Source organism: Halorubrum orientale, assembly GCF_059623105.1.
The window spans coordinates 249,887-265,210 of record NZ_JBSPSR010000003.1 but is presented as its reverse complement, the minus strand read 5'-3'; the positions used below and the strand labels follow the sequence as shown (position 1 = coordinate 265,210).

Genomic DNA, 15,324 nt, shown 5'->3' with positions numbered 1-15,324 from the left:
TCAAGGTGTGGGTGGGTGTCTCGATGTGTATGACGAGCCCGAACCGATCGACCGTGGAGTCGGCCGCCGGTCAGTGCTCCTCTGCCCGCCGGAGGGCCTCTCGGACGGGGTCGGGAGTTGCGTACGGGCCGCCGTCGACCCGGTGGTCGGGAACGAGTATTGGCACCGGATTCGTCCGCAGCGCCGCCGTCACCGTCTCGAGGTCGTCGGCGTCGTTCGGATCAGACCCGGCGAGCCGAGTGAGCCGACTCACTGACACCGACTGGCCAACCGGGACCGACCGGAGCGCCTCCAACACCCGTCGTCGGTCGGTCGCAAGCGTGAGCCCGACGTCAGCCGTTGTGAGCGTCTCGTGCGCATCCGTCGACCCTTCGATGGCCGTGCCGATGTGATCGAGAAGGGGGTGATCTCGCCCCGCGTCACTCGGTGAGTCGGCTGGGAACCGCACTGCAATCACCCGATCCCCGGCCACGCCGAGTTCGACCACCGTGTCGATCGATTCGTACTCGCGTGCGTAGATGCCCGCGCTCGCGTGTTCAGTCATGGATGTACGATGCACTCGCCCAAGTAAATCGACCGTGGTCCGACCCAGCGTGATCTTGTTGCCCGCAAGCCTTATGAACATATACGTCCATTAGTGTACACTAATGGAGGAACCTACGGAGTTGGATCCGGCGGTCCAGTCAATCCTGTCTGCGGCACACGATCGAGCGGCTGAGACCGGGGCGGAGGAGTCAGATCCCGGTCTGGTCGCCGTCGACCCCCGAGATCTCGGATCGGCCTTCGAGCGGGCGGAGGCTGTCGACCGGGTGCCGGTGATCGCCGAGATCAAACCGACGAGCCCGACGACCGACGGGACGCACGAGGACGACCCGGTCGAGCTTGCGGAGTCGATGGTCGCCGGCGGCGCAGCGGCCTTGAGCGTCCTCACGGAGCCCGATCACTTCGGCGGGAGCGTCGAGACGCTGGATCGCGTCCGTGCGGCGGTTGACGTGCCGGTGCTGCGTAAGGACTTCCTCGTCGACGAGGCGCAACTCGACGCGGCCGAGAGCGACGTGGTTCTGCTTATTGCGCGGTTCGTGGGCGACGACCTCCAGACGCTGCTCGCGGCCGCACACGACCGCGGCTTTCAGGTCCTCGTCGAGGTGCACGACCGCGAGGAGCTCAGGGCCGCCGTCAAGGCCGGCGCGACGTACATCGGGGTGAACAACCGTGATCTCGCACGGCTCGTTGTCAACCTCGAGACGTTCGAGTCGGTGGCGCCAGCCGCGCCCGACGACGTGACGCTCGTCGCCGAAAGCGGTATATCGACGCCGGCGGATGTCCGCCGGATGCGCGAGGCCGGAGCCGATGCGCTGCTCATCGGCAGCGCCATCATGGCCGGGGATGTCGAGTCGACGACCCAGGCGCTGACGCAAGCCGACGACGCGGACGCCGACGACGCGGTCACCGACGGTGGGACCGCCAGCGATACGGTGCCGGACCACGAGGAAATAGATACCTACGACATCACGACTCACACATGAGCGAATCAGAATCCACGACGACGGAGCCGAGTACCGGACCGCGACGACGCCGCGGCCGCGACGACGGAAAGTTCGGCCGCTATGGCGGCCAATACGTTCCAGAAGCGTTGATGCCGGCAATAACGGAGCTCGCAGACGCCTACGAGCGGTACGTTTTAGAGAACCAAGATGGCTTTGTAGACGAGTTCCGCGAGCGAATTACGGACTTCGGCGGCCGGCCGACCCCGCTTCAGCGTGCCGATCGCCTCTCTGCGCGCTACGGCCGTGAAGTGTATCTCAAACGCGAGGACCTCCTCCACGGGGGCGCTCACAAGCTTAACAATGCCCTTGGGCAGGTGCTGCTCGCGAAGTATATGGGCAAAGAGCGCATCGTCGCGGAGACGGGCGCCGGCCAACACGGCACCGCGACCGCAATGGCGGCCGCCCACCTCGATATGCCGTGTGAGATCTACATGGGCGAGCGCGACATCAATCGCCAGCGCCCCAACGTGTTCCGCATGCGGCTGAACGGGGCCGAGGTGAACCCCGTCACAGCCGGCCGTGGAACGCTTAAAGAGGCAATCTCGGAGACGATGCGCGACTGGGCGACGACGGTCGAGAACACCCACTACGTGATCGGCAGTGTCGTTGGTCCCCACCCGTTCCCGGTGATGGTCCGGGACTTTCAGGCGATCATCTCCGAGGAGGCGCGCGAGCAGGCGCTCGACCAACTGGGCGCGCTCCCGACCGACGTCGTCGCCTGTGCCGGCGGCGGCTCCAACACCATGGGAACGTTCGCGGCGTTCGTCGACGACGAAGACGTGGCGCTTCACGCGGTCGAAGCCGGCGGATCGACGCTCGAGGTCGACGAGGAGGCGGGCGTCGCCCCCAACTCCGCCTCGCTGTACACCGGCGAAGAGGGCGTCCTCCACGGCGCACGGACCAAGCTGCTTCAGGACACCGACGGCCAGATCATGGAGAGTCACTCCGTCTCTTCGGGGCTCGACTACGCTGGCGTCGGTCCAGAGCTAGCGTGTCTGGTTGATGAAGACCGCGTCACGCCCGTCGCGGTCGACGACGACGCCGCACTCGAGGGGTTCCACCGACTCTCGAACACCGAGGGGATTATCCCCGCGTTAGAGACCGCACACGCGTTTGGCTTCCTCGAAGAGCACACCGAGTCGCTCGGCGACCGAGTCGTCGTCAACGTCTCGGGACGCGGTGACAAAGACCTCGATGCGGCCATCGAAGAGACGGACAAACGCGACGTCCCGGGTGCGCCGGACATGTCGTTGTTCACGGAGGGGATGTGAGTGACGACCCGCGCGAACAGCCCTGCACTCGCCGACGCCTTCGCCGACGGGGCGGCGTACGTGCCCTACCTCGCGGTCGGTGACCCCACGTACGACGCCTCACTTGCGTACGTCGAAGCGCTCGACCGGGGCGGCGCAGACGTCATCGAGCTCGGGCTCCCCTTCTCGGAGCCGATCGCCGAAGGACCGACGATCCAGGGGGCCGTCGTCCGCGCGCTCGAAGGAGGGATGACGCCTGACCGCTTCTTTGCGTTCGTCGAGGACCTCACGGTGGAAGCGCCACTCGTGTGTATGACCTACTACAACCTGATCTACCAGTACGGCGGCGGTGCCGAGGCGGACGGCCCGCGGCCGTTCGTCGAGCGCGCGGCCGATGCCGGCCTCGAGGGGTTCGTCGTCCCCGACCTCCCCGCCGAGGAGGCGGGACCGCTCCGTGCAGCCTGTGACGAGTTTGGCCTCGATTTGGTGTTCATTGTCGCGCCGACGACCCGCGGGGATCGGCTCGAGCGGATGATGGACCAGGTCTCCGGCTACGTGTACGTCCAGGCGCGCCTCGGCACGACGGGCGCGAAGAGTGACGTCTCCGACCAGACGACGGAGAGCCTTGACCGGCTGGAGGCATACGACGTGCCGAAGGCCGTCGGGTTCGGCATCTCGACCGGCGAACAGGCGGCACGAATCGTCGCGGGCGGCGCCGATGGCATCATTGTCGGGTCCGCGCTCGTCGACATCGTCGCTGACGGCCACGAGACCGACCGACCCGTCGAGGCAGTCGCCGAGGACCTACAGGCACTCTCACGGGAGCTGAAGACGGGTGCGGAGCGCGGCCTTGAGGCACGTGCCGTACCCGAGACGCAGTAGTGGGCATCACAGCCGTGAGGCCGACCAGCCGATCGACCGACGTGGTGTACACACGACACACGGGCTGACGGTGCAAGCCAATTCGTCCCCGAACGAAACCGACTTACCTCCGTTTGACACACGCTCACACAACGAGCCCCATACCATGACAGCAGGACTTTCCGCACGACTCGATCGGATCTCGACAAACGACCGCTACCTCATCGTCCCGATGGACCACGGCATCACGATGGGAGCGGTTACGGGCCTCGTCGACATCGAGTCGACTATCGACGGCGTCACGAGCGGTGGTGCAGACGCAGTGTTGACCCAGAAGGGCATCGCGCCTCGCGTTCACGCGAATAAAAACGGCGCCGGCTACATCGTCCACGTCAACGCCTCGACGACCATCGGTCCCGACGAGCAGGATAAACGGCTCACCGCCGACGCCGAGGCCGCGATTCGTGCCGGCGCCGACGCAGTCTCGTTTCACATCAACGTCGGCTCGAATCACGAGCCGGAGCAGATCGAGGACCTTGCGGCGCTCTCTGATGACGCGTCCCGACTCGGGTTGCCGGTGCTCGCGATGGCATACGCCCGTGGACCAGGTGTCGACAGCACGGATCCAGAGGCGCTTGGGCATGCGGTGCGTCTCGCCGAAGAGCTCGGCGCTGACGTAGTAAAGACGGGCTACTCGGGTGACGCGGCCTCCTTCGAGCGGGTCACCGAGTCGACTCGGTTGCCGGTCGTTATTGCAGGCGGGTCGAAGGGTACGGACCAAGAGACGGTCGAGATGGTACGCGGCGCGGTCGATGGCGGTGCGGCGGGCGTCTCGATGGGGCGGTCGATCTTCCAACACGATGACCCGCGTGGAATTTCGCGGGCCGTCTCGGCCGTCGTTCACGACGACGCGCCCGTCGAAGAGGCGCTCGCCGTCGGCGGCTTCCTCGAGGCCTGAACGCGGTCACGCGGTCGTGGGTCCCAGCCCATGTCTCACCGACCCCTTCCGCAGTTTTCAAGCCCGGGCGCCGTGAGAGACGGGTAATGACACGCACGGTCTGGGTGAAAGCTGACGACAGCGTCGGGGATTGGGAGGCGCGAAAGCGTCGGATCACGACCGCTATCGAGGCGGGCGCGGACTGGGTACTGGTCGACGAAGACGACGTGGGCCGCGTCCGTGACCTCGGTGCGATCGACGTGGCCGCGTTCTTATCCGACGCCGATGTCGTCGATGGTGGCGGTGAGACCGCCGAGGCGGACGCGGCGTTCGTCGGGAAGGGCGGCGAGGGCGACGGCACCATCGACTTGCCGGACGACTTCACCGGGTCGGCGGACCTCACCACGCTGCGGCGTCGCGACGACCGAGCACAGGGAGCGTACGTTCGCGTGCTCGGCACTGAGTACGAGGCGTTCGCCGAGGCGGCGGCGGCAGCAGCCGACATCACCGCCGTCATCGGTGAGGACTGGTCCATTATCCCGCTCGAGAACCTCATCGCGCGCGTCGGCGACGAGACGCATCTCGTCGCGGGCGCGACCACCGCGGCCGAGGCGCGCACCGCCTTCGAGACGCTCGAACTCGGAGCCGACGGCGTCCTCCTCGACACCGACTCACCAGAGGAGATCCGTGGAGCTGTCGAGGCGCGAGATGCGGCCGAGCGCGAGTCACTAGAGCTCACGACCGCGACGGTGACCGCGGTCGAGGCGACCGGGATGGCCGACCGCGTCTGTATCGACACCGGGTCGCTGATGGACGACGCGGAGGGGATGCTCGTCGGATCGCTCTCGCGAGGCCTCTTTTTCGTCCACGCAGAGACCGCCGAATCACCGTACGTCGAATCCCGACCGTTTCGCGTGAACGCGGGTGCTGTCCACGCGTACGTCCGTAACCCAGATGGAGGAACGAACTACCTCGCTGAGCTGTCGAGTGGGGACGAAGTGCAGGTCGTCGACCGCGACGGAACGACGCGCGAGGCGATCGTCGGGCGTGTCAAGATCGAGAAGCGACCCATGTTCCGGATCCAAGCGGAGGTCACGACCGATGACGGCCTCGACCGCGTCGAGACGCTCATTCAGAACGCCGAGACGGTGAAAGTCGCCACAGACGAGGGACGCACCGCGGTGACCGACCTCGAGACTGGTGACGAAGTGGTCGTCTACTACGAGGACGTCGCGCGCCACTTCGGCGAGGCCGTCGAAGAGAGCATCATCGAGAAGTGACTTCGATGGCCGGCCAGGGCGGTCGGCCGTAGCCAACCGTTAACTCCACGCGTCTGCATCGATCGCGTACTGATGACCACGATCGGGATCGTTGGCGCGGGCGCGGCCGCCGCGGCGGCGGCGCACGTCCTCGACGGCGCAGTTCCAGACGCGGAGATAACCGTCCTCGAGAAGTCGGGCGGTCTCTGCGGTCGGGCCGCGACGAGGCGGAACGACGATCGGTCGCTCGTGTACGACTACGGCGCGAACTATCTCAAGTCGTCCAACGACCGGGTCGTCGAGCTCGTGACGGAGACACTCGCGGACGACGGAATGGTCGACGCGACCGAGCCGATACACACGTTCGACGCTGCCGGTGAGGTGTCGCCCGGGCGCGACGCCGACGACCACAAGTGGAGCTACCGGATGGGGCTAACCCAGATCGCGAAGCGACTCTTCGGCGGGACCGACGCAACCGTCCACCGGCGCACCCGCGTCGAGACGATTCGCCGGGTGCCCGCCAGCGACGGAGACACCGACGTGTCACCCGGCGCGAGCGGCGGTGCGTGGACGCTCGTCGACACCGACGGCGAGCGGTGGGGACCGTTCGACGTGTTGTTCGTGAACCCGCCAGCACCGCAGACGGCGTCACTACTCGCGGATGCCGAGTGGGACGCACCGGTTCGGGAGTCACTCCGGCAGGCGGCCGAATCGGTGCCGTACCGGTCCGTCTGGACCGCCGTGCTCCACTACCCGTTTACGCTCGACCGGCCATACTATGGGCTCGTCAACACTGATAAGGAGCACGCAGTCGGCTGGATCTCACGTGAGGAGTGTAAGGCTGGGCACGTCCCCGATGGAGAGTCGCTGCTCGTCGTCCAAGCCGGCGGCGAGTGGTCTGCAGCCCACTATGACGACGATCCCGCGGACAACGTCGCCGAGTTAGCTGGACATGCGGCCGAGATAGTCGGCGACGACCGGCTGCTCGAGCCGTCGTGGACGGATCACCAAGGGTGGCGGTATGCGATCCCCGAAGCCGGGGTAGACCCCGACCCAGTAGCGGCTGCTGCAGCACACGACTGCTACGTCCTCGGTGACTGGGTCGCCGGGGAAGCCCGACTGCACGCTGCGCTTGCGAACGGCCTTGAGGTCGGCGAGCGAGTCGCGACCCGCGTATAGCGGCGTCATCCCTGCAGTCCGACCCCGATCGAAACGACTCGGCCTCTCCAGCCATCAACCAGCTTGCGGTGGCGCGCGCCTCGCGAGCCGCCAAAGGCGTGCTCGCAAGCGCGTGCGAGGGATGAGCGAGGTGCGGAGGCACCGAGTGAGTCGGCTGGGGAGGGCGTGGCGGTAACTGGTGCCCGTGTGTCGTGCGGTCGTGTCCGTCATGGAACCGCTACCACATACGTATAGAATCGGCTGGGGAGGGCGTGGCGGTAACTGGTGGCCGTGTGTCACGAGGGTGCGTTCGTCACAGGGCCACCAGACCAATCGAACTCACACAGCCATCACGACGATCGCACAGAATCAGCTCGGAGAGCGGACTACTTCTGGAGGCCGTCGGTCTCGCTCGCTGGTGAAATGGCGTTCTCCAAACAACCCATCACGCACATGTGTCTCATGCGATCCGATTCAGTATCTCGCGCTGAACCTCGGCCGCTGAGTCATACACCTCGACGTCGGTCGAAGCGAGCACGTCAGCTAGGGTTTGCTCGCTATCCCGAATCTCGATATCGTACTCGCCGTAGGCCGCAACCAGCTCCGCCGTCGTGGCCGGATAGCCGTGTGAACCGAGCGCGTCGCCAAGCGCACCAAGGTCGCCGTCCATTGGCTCTGCTTCGTCAGCGCGGGTCACTGCTTCTTCTTGCATCCGCTCTCGCTGGCGTTCTTGTTCACGATCCGCCTGCTCATCTCGACCCTGTTTGTCGTCTGCCATGTTCTCCCATAGAATAGCCGATCAGATAACGGTATGGTAGACGCGCTCGGAGACAGCGGTGAACAACCGCGCTTCCACATGTAGTGGCTGGAGACTCGCGTTCCGGTTTCGTTCACCAACATCTTCCTAAACATTTATTTTTAACTTGAGGTGTCAATAATTTACAACTGCAGGATGATATCATGAGCCAAAAGCTAGCAGCTGAACCGCCACAGGTGCTTGCTGTTACCGCCGACTCAGCCACGGGTACGCGTATCTCTGACACGCTCGGTCAAGAGTTCGACATCACGGTGGTACAGACAGCAAATGCCGCATTAGCCACGCTTGAGGAGACCGACGCGATACAGTGTGTAGTAAGCGATCATGAACTCCCCGAGGTGGACGGGATTTCTCTTCTCGAGACGATTCGGGTTCAGCGTCCTACCTTTCCGGTTATTATCTTCACCAACGAAGGAAGTGAGGTGGTTGCCAGTCGGGCGATTCACGCCAGGGTGACAGATTATTTGATAGCGGACCAGTTCGATAATCAGTGGGAGCGGGCCACCGAGCTGATCACACAGGCTATCGAATTTCATCGGGTGCAGTCGAACCTGACCAATATCGAATCTCGACTCCATGACATCTTGCAGGCACTCCCTGATGGGGTGGTGATTTTGCAGAACGGATCTATTGAATCAGCGAATCAAGAGGCACACGACATCCTCGGAGTCGAGGATAGTGTCGGCCTTGCCGGTCAGTCACTTGCGGATGCACTCTCGACGGACGGGACGTTCTCTGCCGACAGTTTGTCGGCTATCTCGAAAGGGGAGACGTACATCGATCGGGTCGAGGTCGATTCACTCGGGAGTGATCGCACCTCTGCAGTGGAACTCACCACGGCTCGAATCAATTGGAAACAAGACTCGGCTGTACTGCTGATCATCGAGGATATCAGCCAGCGGAAAGTCTCACAGCGGGCACTAGCGCGGGCGAACGAGCAACTCCGGGTGCTCAACCGGATTACGCGACACGATATTCGGAACGACATGAGCGTCATCGTCGGGTGGAGCGAAGAGCTTAGCGCGCACGTCGACGACGAGGGGCAACCGATGCTCGATCGGATTCGGAGGACGGGTGAGAACGTCCTCGAACTCACTAGGACAGTCCGCGATTTCGTCGACGCCCTTGGGACGGGTCAGGTCCCTGAGTTGGTACCGATCGCCGTCTGTGAGATTCTCGATGCTGAATTAGCCAAGTGCCGATCGATGTATCCGAACGCCACCTTTCGGGTAGACAACGAGTTTCCGGACGTCACCGCGCAGGCTAATGGATTGCTTAGATCGGTGTTTCGGAACGTCCTGAACAATGCTGTCCAGCACAACCACAGCGATGAGCCCGTCGTTACGATCGGGTGTAGTGCCGGCGACGGGAGGCTCCAAATCACCATTGCTGACGACGGGCCAGGGATTCCAGACAGTCGAAAGGACGCAATTTTTGGCCGGTCCAACGATGGATTAGACGATCCTGCAGCAGGCATTGGTCTGTATCTCGTCGATCAGCTCATCGACAGTTACAATGGTGATATCTGGGTCGAAGACAACGAGCCCGTTGGCAGTGTGTTCGTGATCGAACTTGATACAACCATGACGGTCGATGAGACGGCTAGAACGCGGGTTTAACCCCTGTGAGTTCGTATTATTGATATGGGAGACAGAGATCGCAACGTTGGTCAATTAGATAGGCTTCTTCGGGTACCCCTTGGTGTATCCGCAGTGCTTCTTGCGGGATGGATTTTGTTCACCTACCCGATTACCACCGGGATGTTCGTACTGTTACCATTATCTCTACTGGCAGCAGTCCTGCTCATAAGTGCAAAAACAGGGACCTGTGGAATATACAAGCTTCTCGGAATCAACACGTGTGAGAGTGAGGACTGTGTTGAGGACGGCCCAGAAGAATCGTGGACGGCAGAGTGACATATACTCTTTGACATCCTCCTCCGCGTAAACGCGGAGGAATCCTGAGTGTTGGAGATTTCAGGTTTGCAGTCCCACCGAGCATCCAACCAGTACGAATCTGAAGGGATGCTCATGGTCTAAACGGGTGGGACTGCTGGGAGTGCCAAGCCCCCGGTACTCCTATCCTCGACCGCGTTCGACCCTCGTGGTTGTTTTTGCCCGGCGAGGGTCAAGTGGGCGTCAACGAACTCGGAGTTACTTTGAGTCTTCTTACAGCAGTCAACTCCAGTCGAACCCTGTGAGGGTTCGCCGGTTATTGACTGGTTCCGATTACTGTTTGATTGCTTGGGGCGGGCAGGCCGCCATCGTAGGACAAGGCAGAATCACTCTGTTCTCGCCTGATTCCTATTTCTACTAACGGTTGCCCGCCAGTTGAAACTACTGATTAGAAATCTCGGGTTAACAGTCGAACGTGGATTGCCTCCGATGTGTCAGATTCATCCTGACGCTAAAGGGTCAGGTATTCTCCTCGATTTTTTATAATCAGCTCTCATCGGAGTCAGTTTCCGTCTGCGTAGTGTACTCTCGGTTGTCATCTGATAGCTCCGGGTTGCGTTCTTTGAGTGTTGCTGTATCGACTGCGGTTGTCTTTTCGGTGACTTCGAAGTCGTCTACTGGCCGGACAATTCCCCAGAGGGCTCCAAGTGAGTGAACGAGCACCGCGAGCGGGGTGACAACAAGGTATCCCCACCATACTTCGGGATACTTTCGATACTCGATAAGCCCGAAGACCATGTACACAAAGACGATTCCAAACAACAGCACAGAGAGTACAAGATAGGCACCAGCAGAGGGGATCGCCTCAGGAAACACAACGGTGATCCCAGCAAATAACGGAATGACTGGTGAGAGTGCCCACGTTACGATCCGCGAAGCGATGATCGGCTGGTACCACCATGGGAGCAGATCTCGATCTTGTATGGTTCCCGACACCCACCGTCGACGTTGGTTTATGAGTGCCCTGATCGTCGGTGGTGCCTGATTTCGCGCCTTGACGTCGATCAACCGATAATCAATGGGTGTGTGTGCAGCCGCGCGCCAGATGAACGTCGTGTCTTCGGTAATAGACGGAACGTTCCACGTGAGTTGGTCTTCTAATGCATGGCGCACTGCAACCGCTCCGCCCCAAGCGTATGCCGGGTATGTGAGACGATGAAAGGCTCGTTGTTCGAACTGAAAGCCAATGCGAAATATCTCACATACGTAGCTGAGTCGAGAGTGAGTCCGAAGTGGATGCTCGCTGAACTGAATAATATCTGCTTTCGGCATCCCAGAGAAGTCACTGAGCAGAGTATCTTCATCTAGATACAGAACGTATTCTTTCTCACAGGGAACCTGTCGGCGGGCCCACTCAATCGCACGCCCTTTTCGTTGTGCTGCACAGTCGAACGAACTCGGAACCACGTGAACGGCTGCCCCCGTGACGTCGATATCTTCTTCGGAAATAACGATAATATCGGTGATCTCATCTGGAACCGAGCGTACAGTCAATTGAACAGTCTCTGCGGCATCAATGGTGAGTACTCTAACCTGAATGCGATGTAATCCGATCGCGGTCTGATCGGTGTTACGCCAGCCATATGAAAGCACAAATACCTGTATGAGCCACCACGCTGAGGCTGTCCCATACAACACTAATGTGGCCCAGAGAAAGACGCTGAACACCGGTGCCCATACAACACTGTTCATCGTATATATGTGCATACGTCAACAATATAAAGGCCGTGTCGAATCGGTGGCCCGCCGCACCATTGAGGAACGCGAGACGATAGGGTAACCCGCCGGATCACGACCAGTGCTTGTGAAAATAACGCGGCGTTTTTCTACGATTCGCCAATCGTATAATGCAGTAGTACACATTGGTGGTCATGCCGATTGCCAGTAACACACATCCGGATACACGAAAACGTAACAAAGCAGCAACACAGCCCAAACAGGACGAAGACGAACTGGAGGTTGTCAAATGAGCATCGATCTCCGTGAGATTGTGTCTGTTGTAGCGAACGAATCACCGCTTGTCAACGCCATCACGAACGCCGTCACGGTGAACGACGTCGCACAGATCATCCTACATTGGGGCGGGCTACCGGTGATGGCTGATGACGAGCGTGAGGTCGGCGACATGGTTGCCGCATCGGAGGCGTGCCTGCTGAACATGGGAACCGTGAGCGAAACGGGGGAGTCGACGATGCTGACTGCCGGGCGGGCAGCAAACGACGCCGGCGTTCCGGTCGTCGTCGATCCAGTCGGTGTCGGCTCGACACCGACGCGGGACCACGTCGCAACGCGGCTCGTCACCGAGCTCGACGTGGCGATACTCAATGGAAACCACGGCGAAATCACGTCACTCACCGGAGACGACGCGGCGGTCCGCGGCGTCGAGTCAGTTGGTGAGTACCGCAATATCGCGACGACGGCGGTCGCTTGCGCCCGTGAGTACGATACCGTTGTCGTCGCCTCCGGTGAGACCGACATCGTGGCGACGCCCGAGCGGGCGTACGAGGTGACTGCCGGCCATCCACGGATGGGAACGGTCGTCGGAACCGGCTGTATGCTCGGCGGGTCACTCGCGACTATTGCTGGTGCGCTCGACGGTCCCGAACGGGCTGCGTTGGCCGGAACCGTCGCGTTTGGCCTCGCCGGTGAAGCGGCTGCTGCAGGCGCGTTCGGTGACGTTCACGGCCCGGGCAGCTACAGCGTCGCGTTCAAAGACGCCGTTGCCGGGGTTCGCGATACCGGTACCGACCCCGCAGACGACCGTATTGAACTGGTTATCGAGCCAAGCGGGTGATCGAACCGTCCCCGCTGGGTGCGACCTGCTCCGCTACAGGTCGTACAATTCGCCGTACTTCTCGTCGACGTACGCGAGGAACGCGTCCGCACCGAAGTCCTCGCCGGTCGCCTGGCGAACCAGTTCGTTCGTCTCGTAGCGGGAGCCGTGTCGGTGGATGTGCTCGCCAAGCCACTCGCGGAGGGGTTCGACGTCGCCGTCGGCGATCGACGACTCGAGCCCATCGACGTCGTCCGTCGCCGCGTCGTAGAGTTGTGCCGCCATCACCGAGCCGAGCGAGTAGGTCGGGAAGTAGCCGAAGTTGGCGTGACTCCAGTGGATGTCCTGGAGACACCCCTCCGCGTCGGTCTCGGGGCGAATGCCGAGATACTCCTCGTATGCGTCGTTCCAGGCGGCGGGGACGTCCTCGACGGCGAGGTCACCACGCACCAGGTCGCGTTCGATCTCGAAGCGGATCACGATGTGGAGGTGGTAGGTGAGCTCGTCCGCCTCGACGCGGATCAGGTTGTCCTCGTACACCTGGTTGACCGCCTCGTAGGCGTCCTCGGCGGTGGCGCTGGCCGTCTCCGGGAAGCGGTCGTGTACCGCCGGCAAGAACGCCTCCCAGAATGCTCGGCTCCGACCGACGTGGTTCTCGAAGAGCCGCGACTGTGACTCGTGCACGGAGAGGTCCCGCGACTCACCGAGCGGCGTGCCCCAAGCCTCCTTCGGAAGGCCCAGGTTGTACTGTGCGTGGCCGAACTCGTGGATCGTCGAGGTGAGCGCCCCGAGCACGTCGGACTCGTCGAACCGAGTCGTCACCCGACAGTCGAACTGGTTCCCCGAGGTGAACGGATGTGAGGAGACGTCGAGTCTGCCGCGGTCGAAGTCGTACGCCAGCAGCTTGAGCGCGTCGTGTGCGAGCGCCTCTTGCTCGTCGACCGGGAACGTCCCTTGGAAGGTGTCGACGGCGAGGTCGTGGTCCGACGCGCGGATCGCGTCGATCATCGGGACGAGCGTCTCTCGAAGGGACTCGAGAATGGATTCGGCCTGCGCTAGCGGGAGACACGGCTCGTAGTCTTCGAACAACACCGCGTAAGGGTCGCGGTCGGGATCGATGTGCGCCGCGTACTCGCGTTTGAGTTCGACGTTTCGCTTGAGGTACGGTGCGAACGCCTCGAAGTCGTCATCGGCCTTTGCTTCTTCCCACGCCGTGAGCGCCTCAGTGCTCGCCTCGGAGATCTCCTCGACGAGCTCAACGGGGACGGCTGCGGCCCGCTCGTGCTCGCGGCGGATCTCGCGGACGGCGGCAGCCTGTTCGTCGGTGAGCGACGCCGACTCGAGTGTCTCGAGTAGTGCCGCCGTCTCGTCGTCGGTGAGGAGATCGTGGCGCAGTGACGAGAGCGTCGAGAGCTGTTTCGAGCGGGCGGGCGTTCCCTTCGGCGGCATGATAACCTGTTGGTCCCACTGGAGGACGCCGGCCGCGCTGCCGACCGTATTCCACCGGCGCGCGCGCTCTACGAGCGCCTCGTACGCCTCGGGGGCGGTGTCACCCTCGTCGGTGTCGACTTCGGTAGCCATTGTACATGTCAGTCCGTGCCCGAAGAGTAAGGAACCGACGGTCCCGGTGGAGTGAGTTGTCAGTCGGCCGAGCCCTCACCACAACGGTTCGGCGGCCGGGGAGTATTTGTTCGTGGGCGCGTACAACCAGCCATCGAATGTCGACAGACAGCTACATCGACCTGCGTTCTGACACCGTCACCCGTCCGTCGGAGGCGATGCGCGAGGCCGCCCGCGACGCGCCGGTTGGCGACGACGTGTACCGCGACGACCCGAGCGTCGAGCAGCTTCAAGAGCGGGCCGCCGAGGCCGTCGGTGCCGAGGCCGCCCTCTACGTTCCCTCTGGAACGATGGCGAACCAGATCGCCGTCAACGTCCACACCGAGCCGGGTCAAGAACTGATCCTGGAGCGTGAATCACACATCTACCGCTGGGAACTCGCCGGCGCGTCGACGCTCTCAGGCGTCCAGACGCGCACGATAGACGCGGGTGGCCGCTGTGTGCCGACGCCTGAAGCAATCACCTCGGCGCTCGTCGAGAAGGATCTCCACCGTCCGGGCACTGGACTCTGCGCACTCGAGAACACCCACAACTATCGCGGCGGTGTCGCGGTACCGAAGTCGCGGATCGACGCCGCGGCCGAGACTGCACACGATGCCGGGGTCCCCGTCCACCTCGACGGTGCGCGTGTGTTCAATGCCAGCGTTGCGCTCGACACACCGGCGCCCGAACTGCTGGAGGCAGTCGACAGCGTCACCTTCTGTCTCTCGAAGGGGCTCGGAGCGCCGGTCGGGTCGATCCTGGCCGGTGACGCCCCGTTCATCGAGGAGGCCCGGCGGGTGCGCAAGCTGTTCGGCGGCGGGATGCGACAGGCCGGAATGATCGCAGCGCCCGGGCTGTGTGCACTCGAGAACGTCGACCGGCTCGCAGACGACCACGCGAACGCTGAGCGGCTCGCCGCCGGACTCGACGCAATTGACGGCGTGACCACGCCGGAGCCGGACACCAACATCGTCATCGCCGACACCGAGGCGGCGGGCGTGACCGCCGAGGACCTCGTTGCGGCGTGTGAAACGGCAGGGGTTGGCTGTGGCGCGTTCGACACGTACACCACGCGGTTCACGACACACCTTGACGTCGACGCGGACGCCGTCGAAACAGCGATCGATCGGATCGCAGCCGTCGTCAACGACCGCTCGGTGTGATG

At 62.7% G+C, this 15,324-nt stretch carries 14 protein-coding genes; 10 read left to right on the top strand and 4 right to left on the bottom strand.

Annotation, left to right across the window (positions count from 1 at the left end):
* Positions 1–70: 70 nt before the first annotated feature.
* Entirely contained in the window at positions 71–544 is a 474-nt protein-coding gene (locus tag ACWUI7_RS04210) for an MGMT family protein (protein WP_496640953.1), read from the bottom strand.
* Between the two features lie 103 nt (positions 545–647).
* On the opposite strand from ACWUI7_RS04210, the gene trpC reads away from it, so the two are divergent.
* From trpC to ACWUI7_RS04180, 6 genes are all read left to right on the top strand, one after another.
* Positions 648–1,526 carry an indole-3-glycerol phosphate synthase gene (gene trpC / locus ACWUI7_RS04205; protein WP_496640952.1) on the top strand — a complete coding sequence of 293 codons (879 nt, stop codon included), beginning with the start codon at positions 648–650 and terminating at the stop codon, positions 1,524–1,526.
* Entirely contained in the window at positions 1,523–2,818 is a 1,296-nt protein-coding gene (gene trpB / locus ACWUI7_RS04200; RefSeq protein WP_496640951.1) for a tryptophan synthase subunit beta, read from the top strand. The genes trpC and trpB overlap by 4 nt, the downstream gene beginning before the upstream one ends.
* Entirely contained in the window at positions 2,819–3,679 is an 861-nt protein-coding gene (gene trpA / locus ACWUI7_RS04195) for a tryptophan synthase subunit alpha (RefSeq protein ID WP_496640950.1), read from the top strand.
* Positions 3,680–3,824: 145 nt separating this feature from the next.
* Complete coding sequence (locus tag ACWUI7_RS04190) at positions 3,825–4,616, top strand: 2-amino-3,7-dideoxy-D-threo-hept-6-ulosonate synthase (RefSeq protein WP_496640948.1); 792 nt, start codon at positions 3,825–3,827, stop codon at positions 4,614–4,616.
* Between the two features lie 86 nt (positions 4,617–4,702).
* On the top strand, positions 4,703–5,875 hold the full coding sequence (locus tag ACWUI7_RS04185) for a 3-dehydroquinate synthase II (protein WP_496640946.1): 1,173 nt from the start codon (positions 4,703–4,705) through the stop codon (positions 5,873–5,875).
* Positions 5,876–5,947: 72 nt separating this feature from the next.
* Positions 5,948–7,033, top strand: coding sequence for an NAD(P)/FAD-dependent oxidoreductase (locus tag ACWUI7_RS04180; RefSeq protein ID WP_496640945.1), 1,086 nt, complete (start codon positions 5,948–5,950; stop codon positions 7,031–7,033).
* 439 nt (positions 7,034–7,472) lie between these two features.
* Here the strand turns inward: ACWUI7_RS04180 and ACWUI7_RS04175 are convergent, their stop codons facing one another.
* On the bottom strand, positions 7,473–7,790 hold the full coding sequence (locus tag ACWUI7_RS04175; protein WP_496640944.1) for a DUF5789 family protein: 318 nt from the start codon (positions 7,788–7,790) through the stop codon (positions 7,473–7,475).
* A 182-nt stretch (positions 7,791–7,972) separates the two neighbouring features.
* On the opposite strand from ACWUI7_RS04175, the gene ACWUI7_RS04170 reads away from it, so the two are divergent.
* Together ACWUI7_RS04170 and ACWUI7_RS04165 are read left to right on the top strand one after the other, a co-directional pair.
* Positions 7,973–9,448, top strand: a complete 1,476-nt coding sequence (locus ACWUI7_RS04170; protein ID WP_496640943.1) for a sensor histidine kinase — start codon at positions 7,973–7,975, stop codon at positions 9,446–9,448.
* A gap of 24 nt (positions 9,449–9,472) precedes the next feature.
* On the top strand, positions 9,473–9,745 hold the full coding sequence (locus tag ACWUI7_RS04165) for a YgaP family membrane protein (RefSeq protein ID WP_496640942.1): 273 nt from the start codon (positions 9,473–9,475) through the stop codon (positions 9,743–9,745).
* Positions 9,746–10,270: 525 nt separating this feature from the next.
* On the opposite strand, the gene ACWUI7_RS04160 is transcribed toward ACWUI7_RS04165, so the two are convergent.
* On the bottom strand, positions 10,271–11,476 hold the full coding sequence (locus tag ACWUI7_RS04160; RefSeq protein ID WP_496640940.1) for a glycosyltransferase family 2 protein: 1,206 nt from the start codon (positions 11,474–11,476) through the stop codon (positions 10,271–10,273).
* A gap of 274 nt (positions 11,477–11,750) precedes the next feature.
* Here ACWUI7_RS04160 and thiM point away from each other — a divergent pair, with 274 nt between their 5' ends.
* Positions 11,751–12,578 carry a hydroxyethylthiazole kinase gene (gene thiM / locus ACWUI7_RS04155; RefSeq protein WP_496640939.1) on the top strand — a complete coding sequence of 276 codons (828 nt, stop codon included), beginning with the start codon at positions 11,751–11,753 and terminating at the stop codon, positions 12,576–12,578.
* Positions 12,579–12,611: 33 nt separating this feature from the next.
* On the opposite strand, the gene ACWUI7_RS04150 is transcribed toward thiM, so the two are convergent.
* Positions 12,612–14,138, bottom strand: a complete 1,527-nt coding sequence (locus tag ACWUI7_RS04150; RefSeq protein ID WP_496640938.1) for a carboxypeptidase M32 — start codon at positions 14,136–14,138, stop codon at positions 12,612–12,614.
* A gap of 137 nt (positions 14,139–14,275) precedes the next feature.
* Between ACWUI7_RS04150 and ACWUI7_RS04145 the strand changes: the two genes are divergently transcribed.
* Positions 14,276–15,322, top strand: coding sequence for a threonine aldolase family protein (locus tag ACWUI7_RS04145; RefSeq protein WP_496640936.1), 1,047 nt, complete (start codon positions 14,276–14,278; stop codon positions 15,320–15,322).
* Positions 15,323–15,324: the final 2 nt, after the last annotated feature.

What these genes read in the sequence shown, in the direction of transcription:
- ACWUI7_RS04210 (WP_496640953.1), bottom strand. Translation starts at nt 544, where the DNA reads ATGACTGAACACGCGAGCGCGGGCATCTACGCACGCGAGTACGAATCG.
- trpC (WP_496640952.1), top strand. Translation starts at nt 648, where the DNA reads ATGGAGGAACCTACGGAGTTGGATCCGGCGGTCCAGTCAATCCTGTCT.
- trpB (WP_496640951.1), top strand. Translation starts at nt 1,523, where the DNA reads ATGAGCGAATCAGAATCCACGACGACGGAGCCGAGTACCGGACCGCGA.
- ACWUI7_RS04190 (WP_496640948.1), top strand. Translation starts at nt 3,825, where the DNA reads ATGACAGCAGGACTTTCCGCACGACTCGATCGGATCTCGACAAACGAC.
- ACWUI7_RS04185 (WP_496640946.1), top strand. Translation starts at nt 4,703, where the DNA reads ATGACACGCACGGTCTGGGTGAAAGCTGACGACAGCGTCGGGGATTGG.
- ACWUI7_RS04180 (WP_496640945.1), top strand. Translation starts at nt 5,948, where the DNA reads ATGACCACGATCGGGATCGTTGGCGCGGGCGCGGCCGCCGCGGCGGCG.
- ACWUI7_RS04175 (WP_496640944.1), bottom strand. Translation starts at nt 7,790, where the DNA reads ATGGCAGACGACAAACAGGGTCGAGATGAGCAGGCGGATCGTGAACAA.
- ACWUI7_RS04170 (WP_496640943.1), top strand. Translation starts at nt 7,973, where the DNA reads ATGAGCCAAAAGCTAGCAGCTGAACCGCCACAGGTGCTTGCTGTTACC.
- ACWUI7_RS04165 (WP_496640942.1), top strand. Translation starts at nt 9,473, where the DNA reads ATGGGAGACAGAGATCGCAACGTTGGTCAATTAGATAGGCTTCTTCGG.
- ACWUI7_RS04160 (WP_496640940.1), bottom strand. Translation starts at nt 11,476, where the DNA reads ATGAACAGTGTTGTATGGGCACCGGTGTTCAGCGTCTTTCTCTGGGCC.
- thiM (WP_496640939.1), top strand. Translation starts at nt 11,751, where the DNA reads ATGAGCATCGATCTCCGTGAGATTGTGTCTGTTGTAGCGAACGAATCA.
- ACWUI7_RS04150 (WP_496640938.1), bottom strand. Translation starts at nt 14,138, where the DNA reads ATGGCTACCGAAGTCGACACCGACGAGGGTGACACCGCCCCCGAGGCG.
- ACWUI7_RS04145 (WP_496640936.1), top strand. Translation starts at nt 14,276, where the DNA reads ATGTCGACAGACAGCTACATCGACCTGCGTTCTGACACCGTCACCCGT.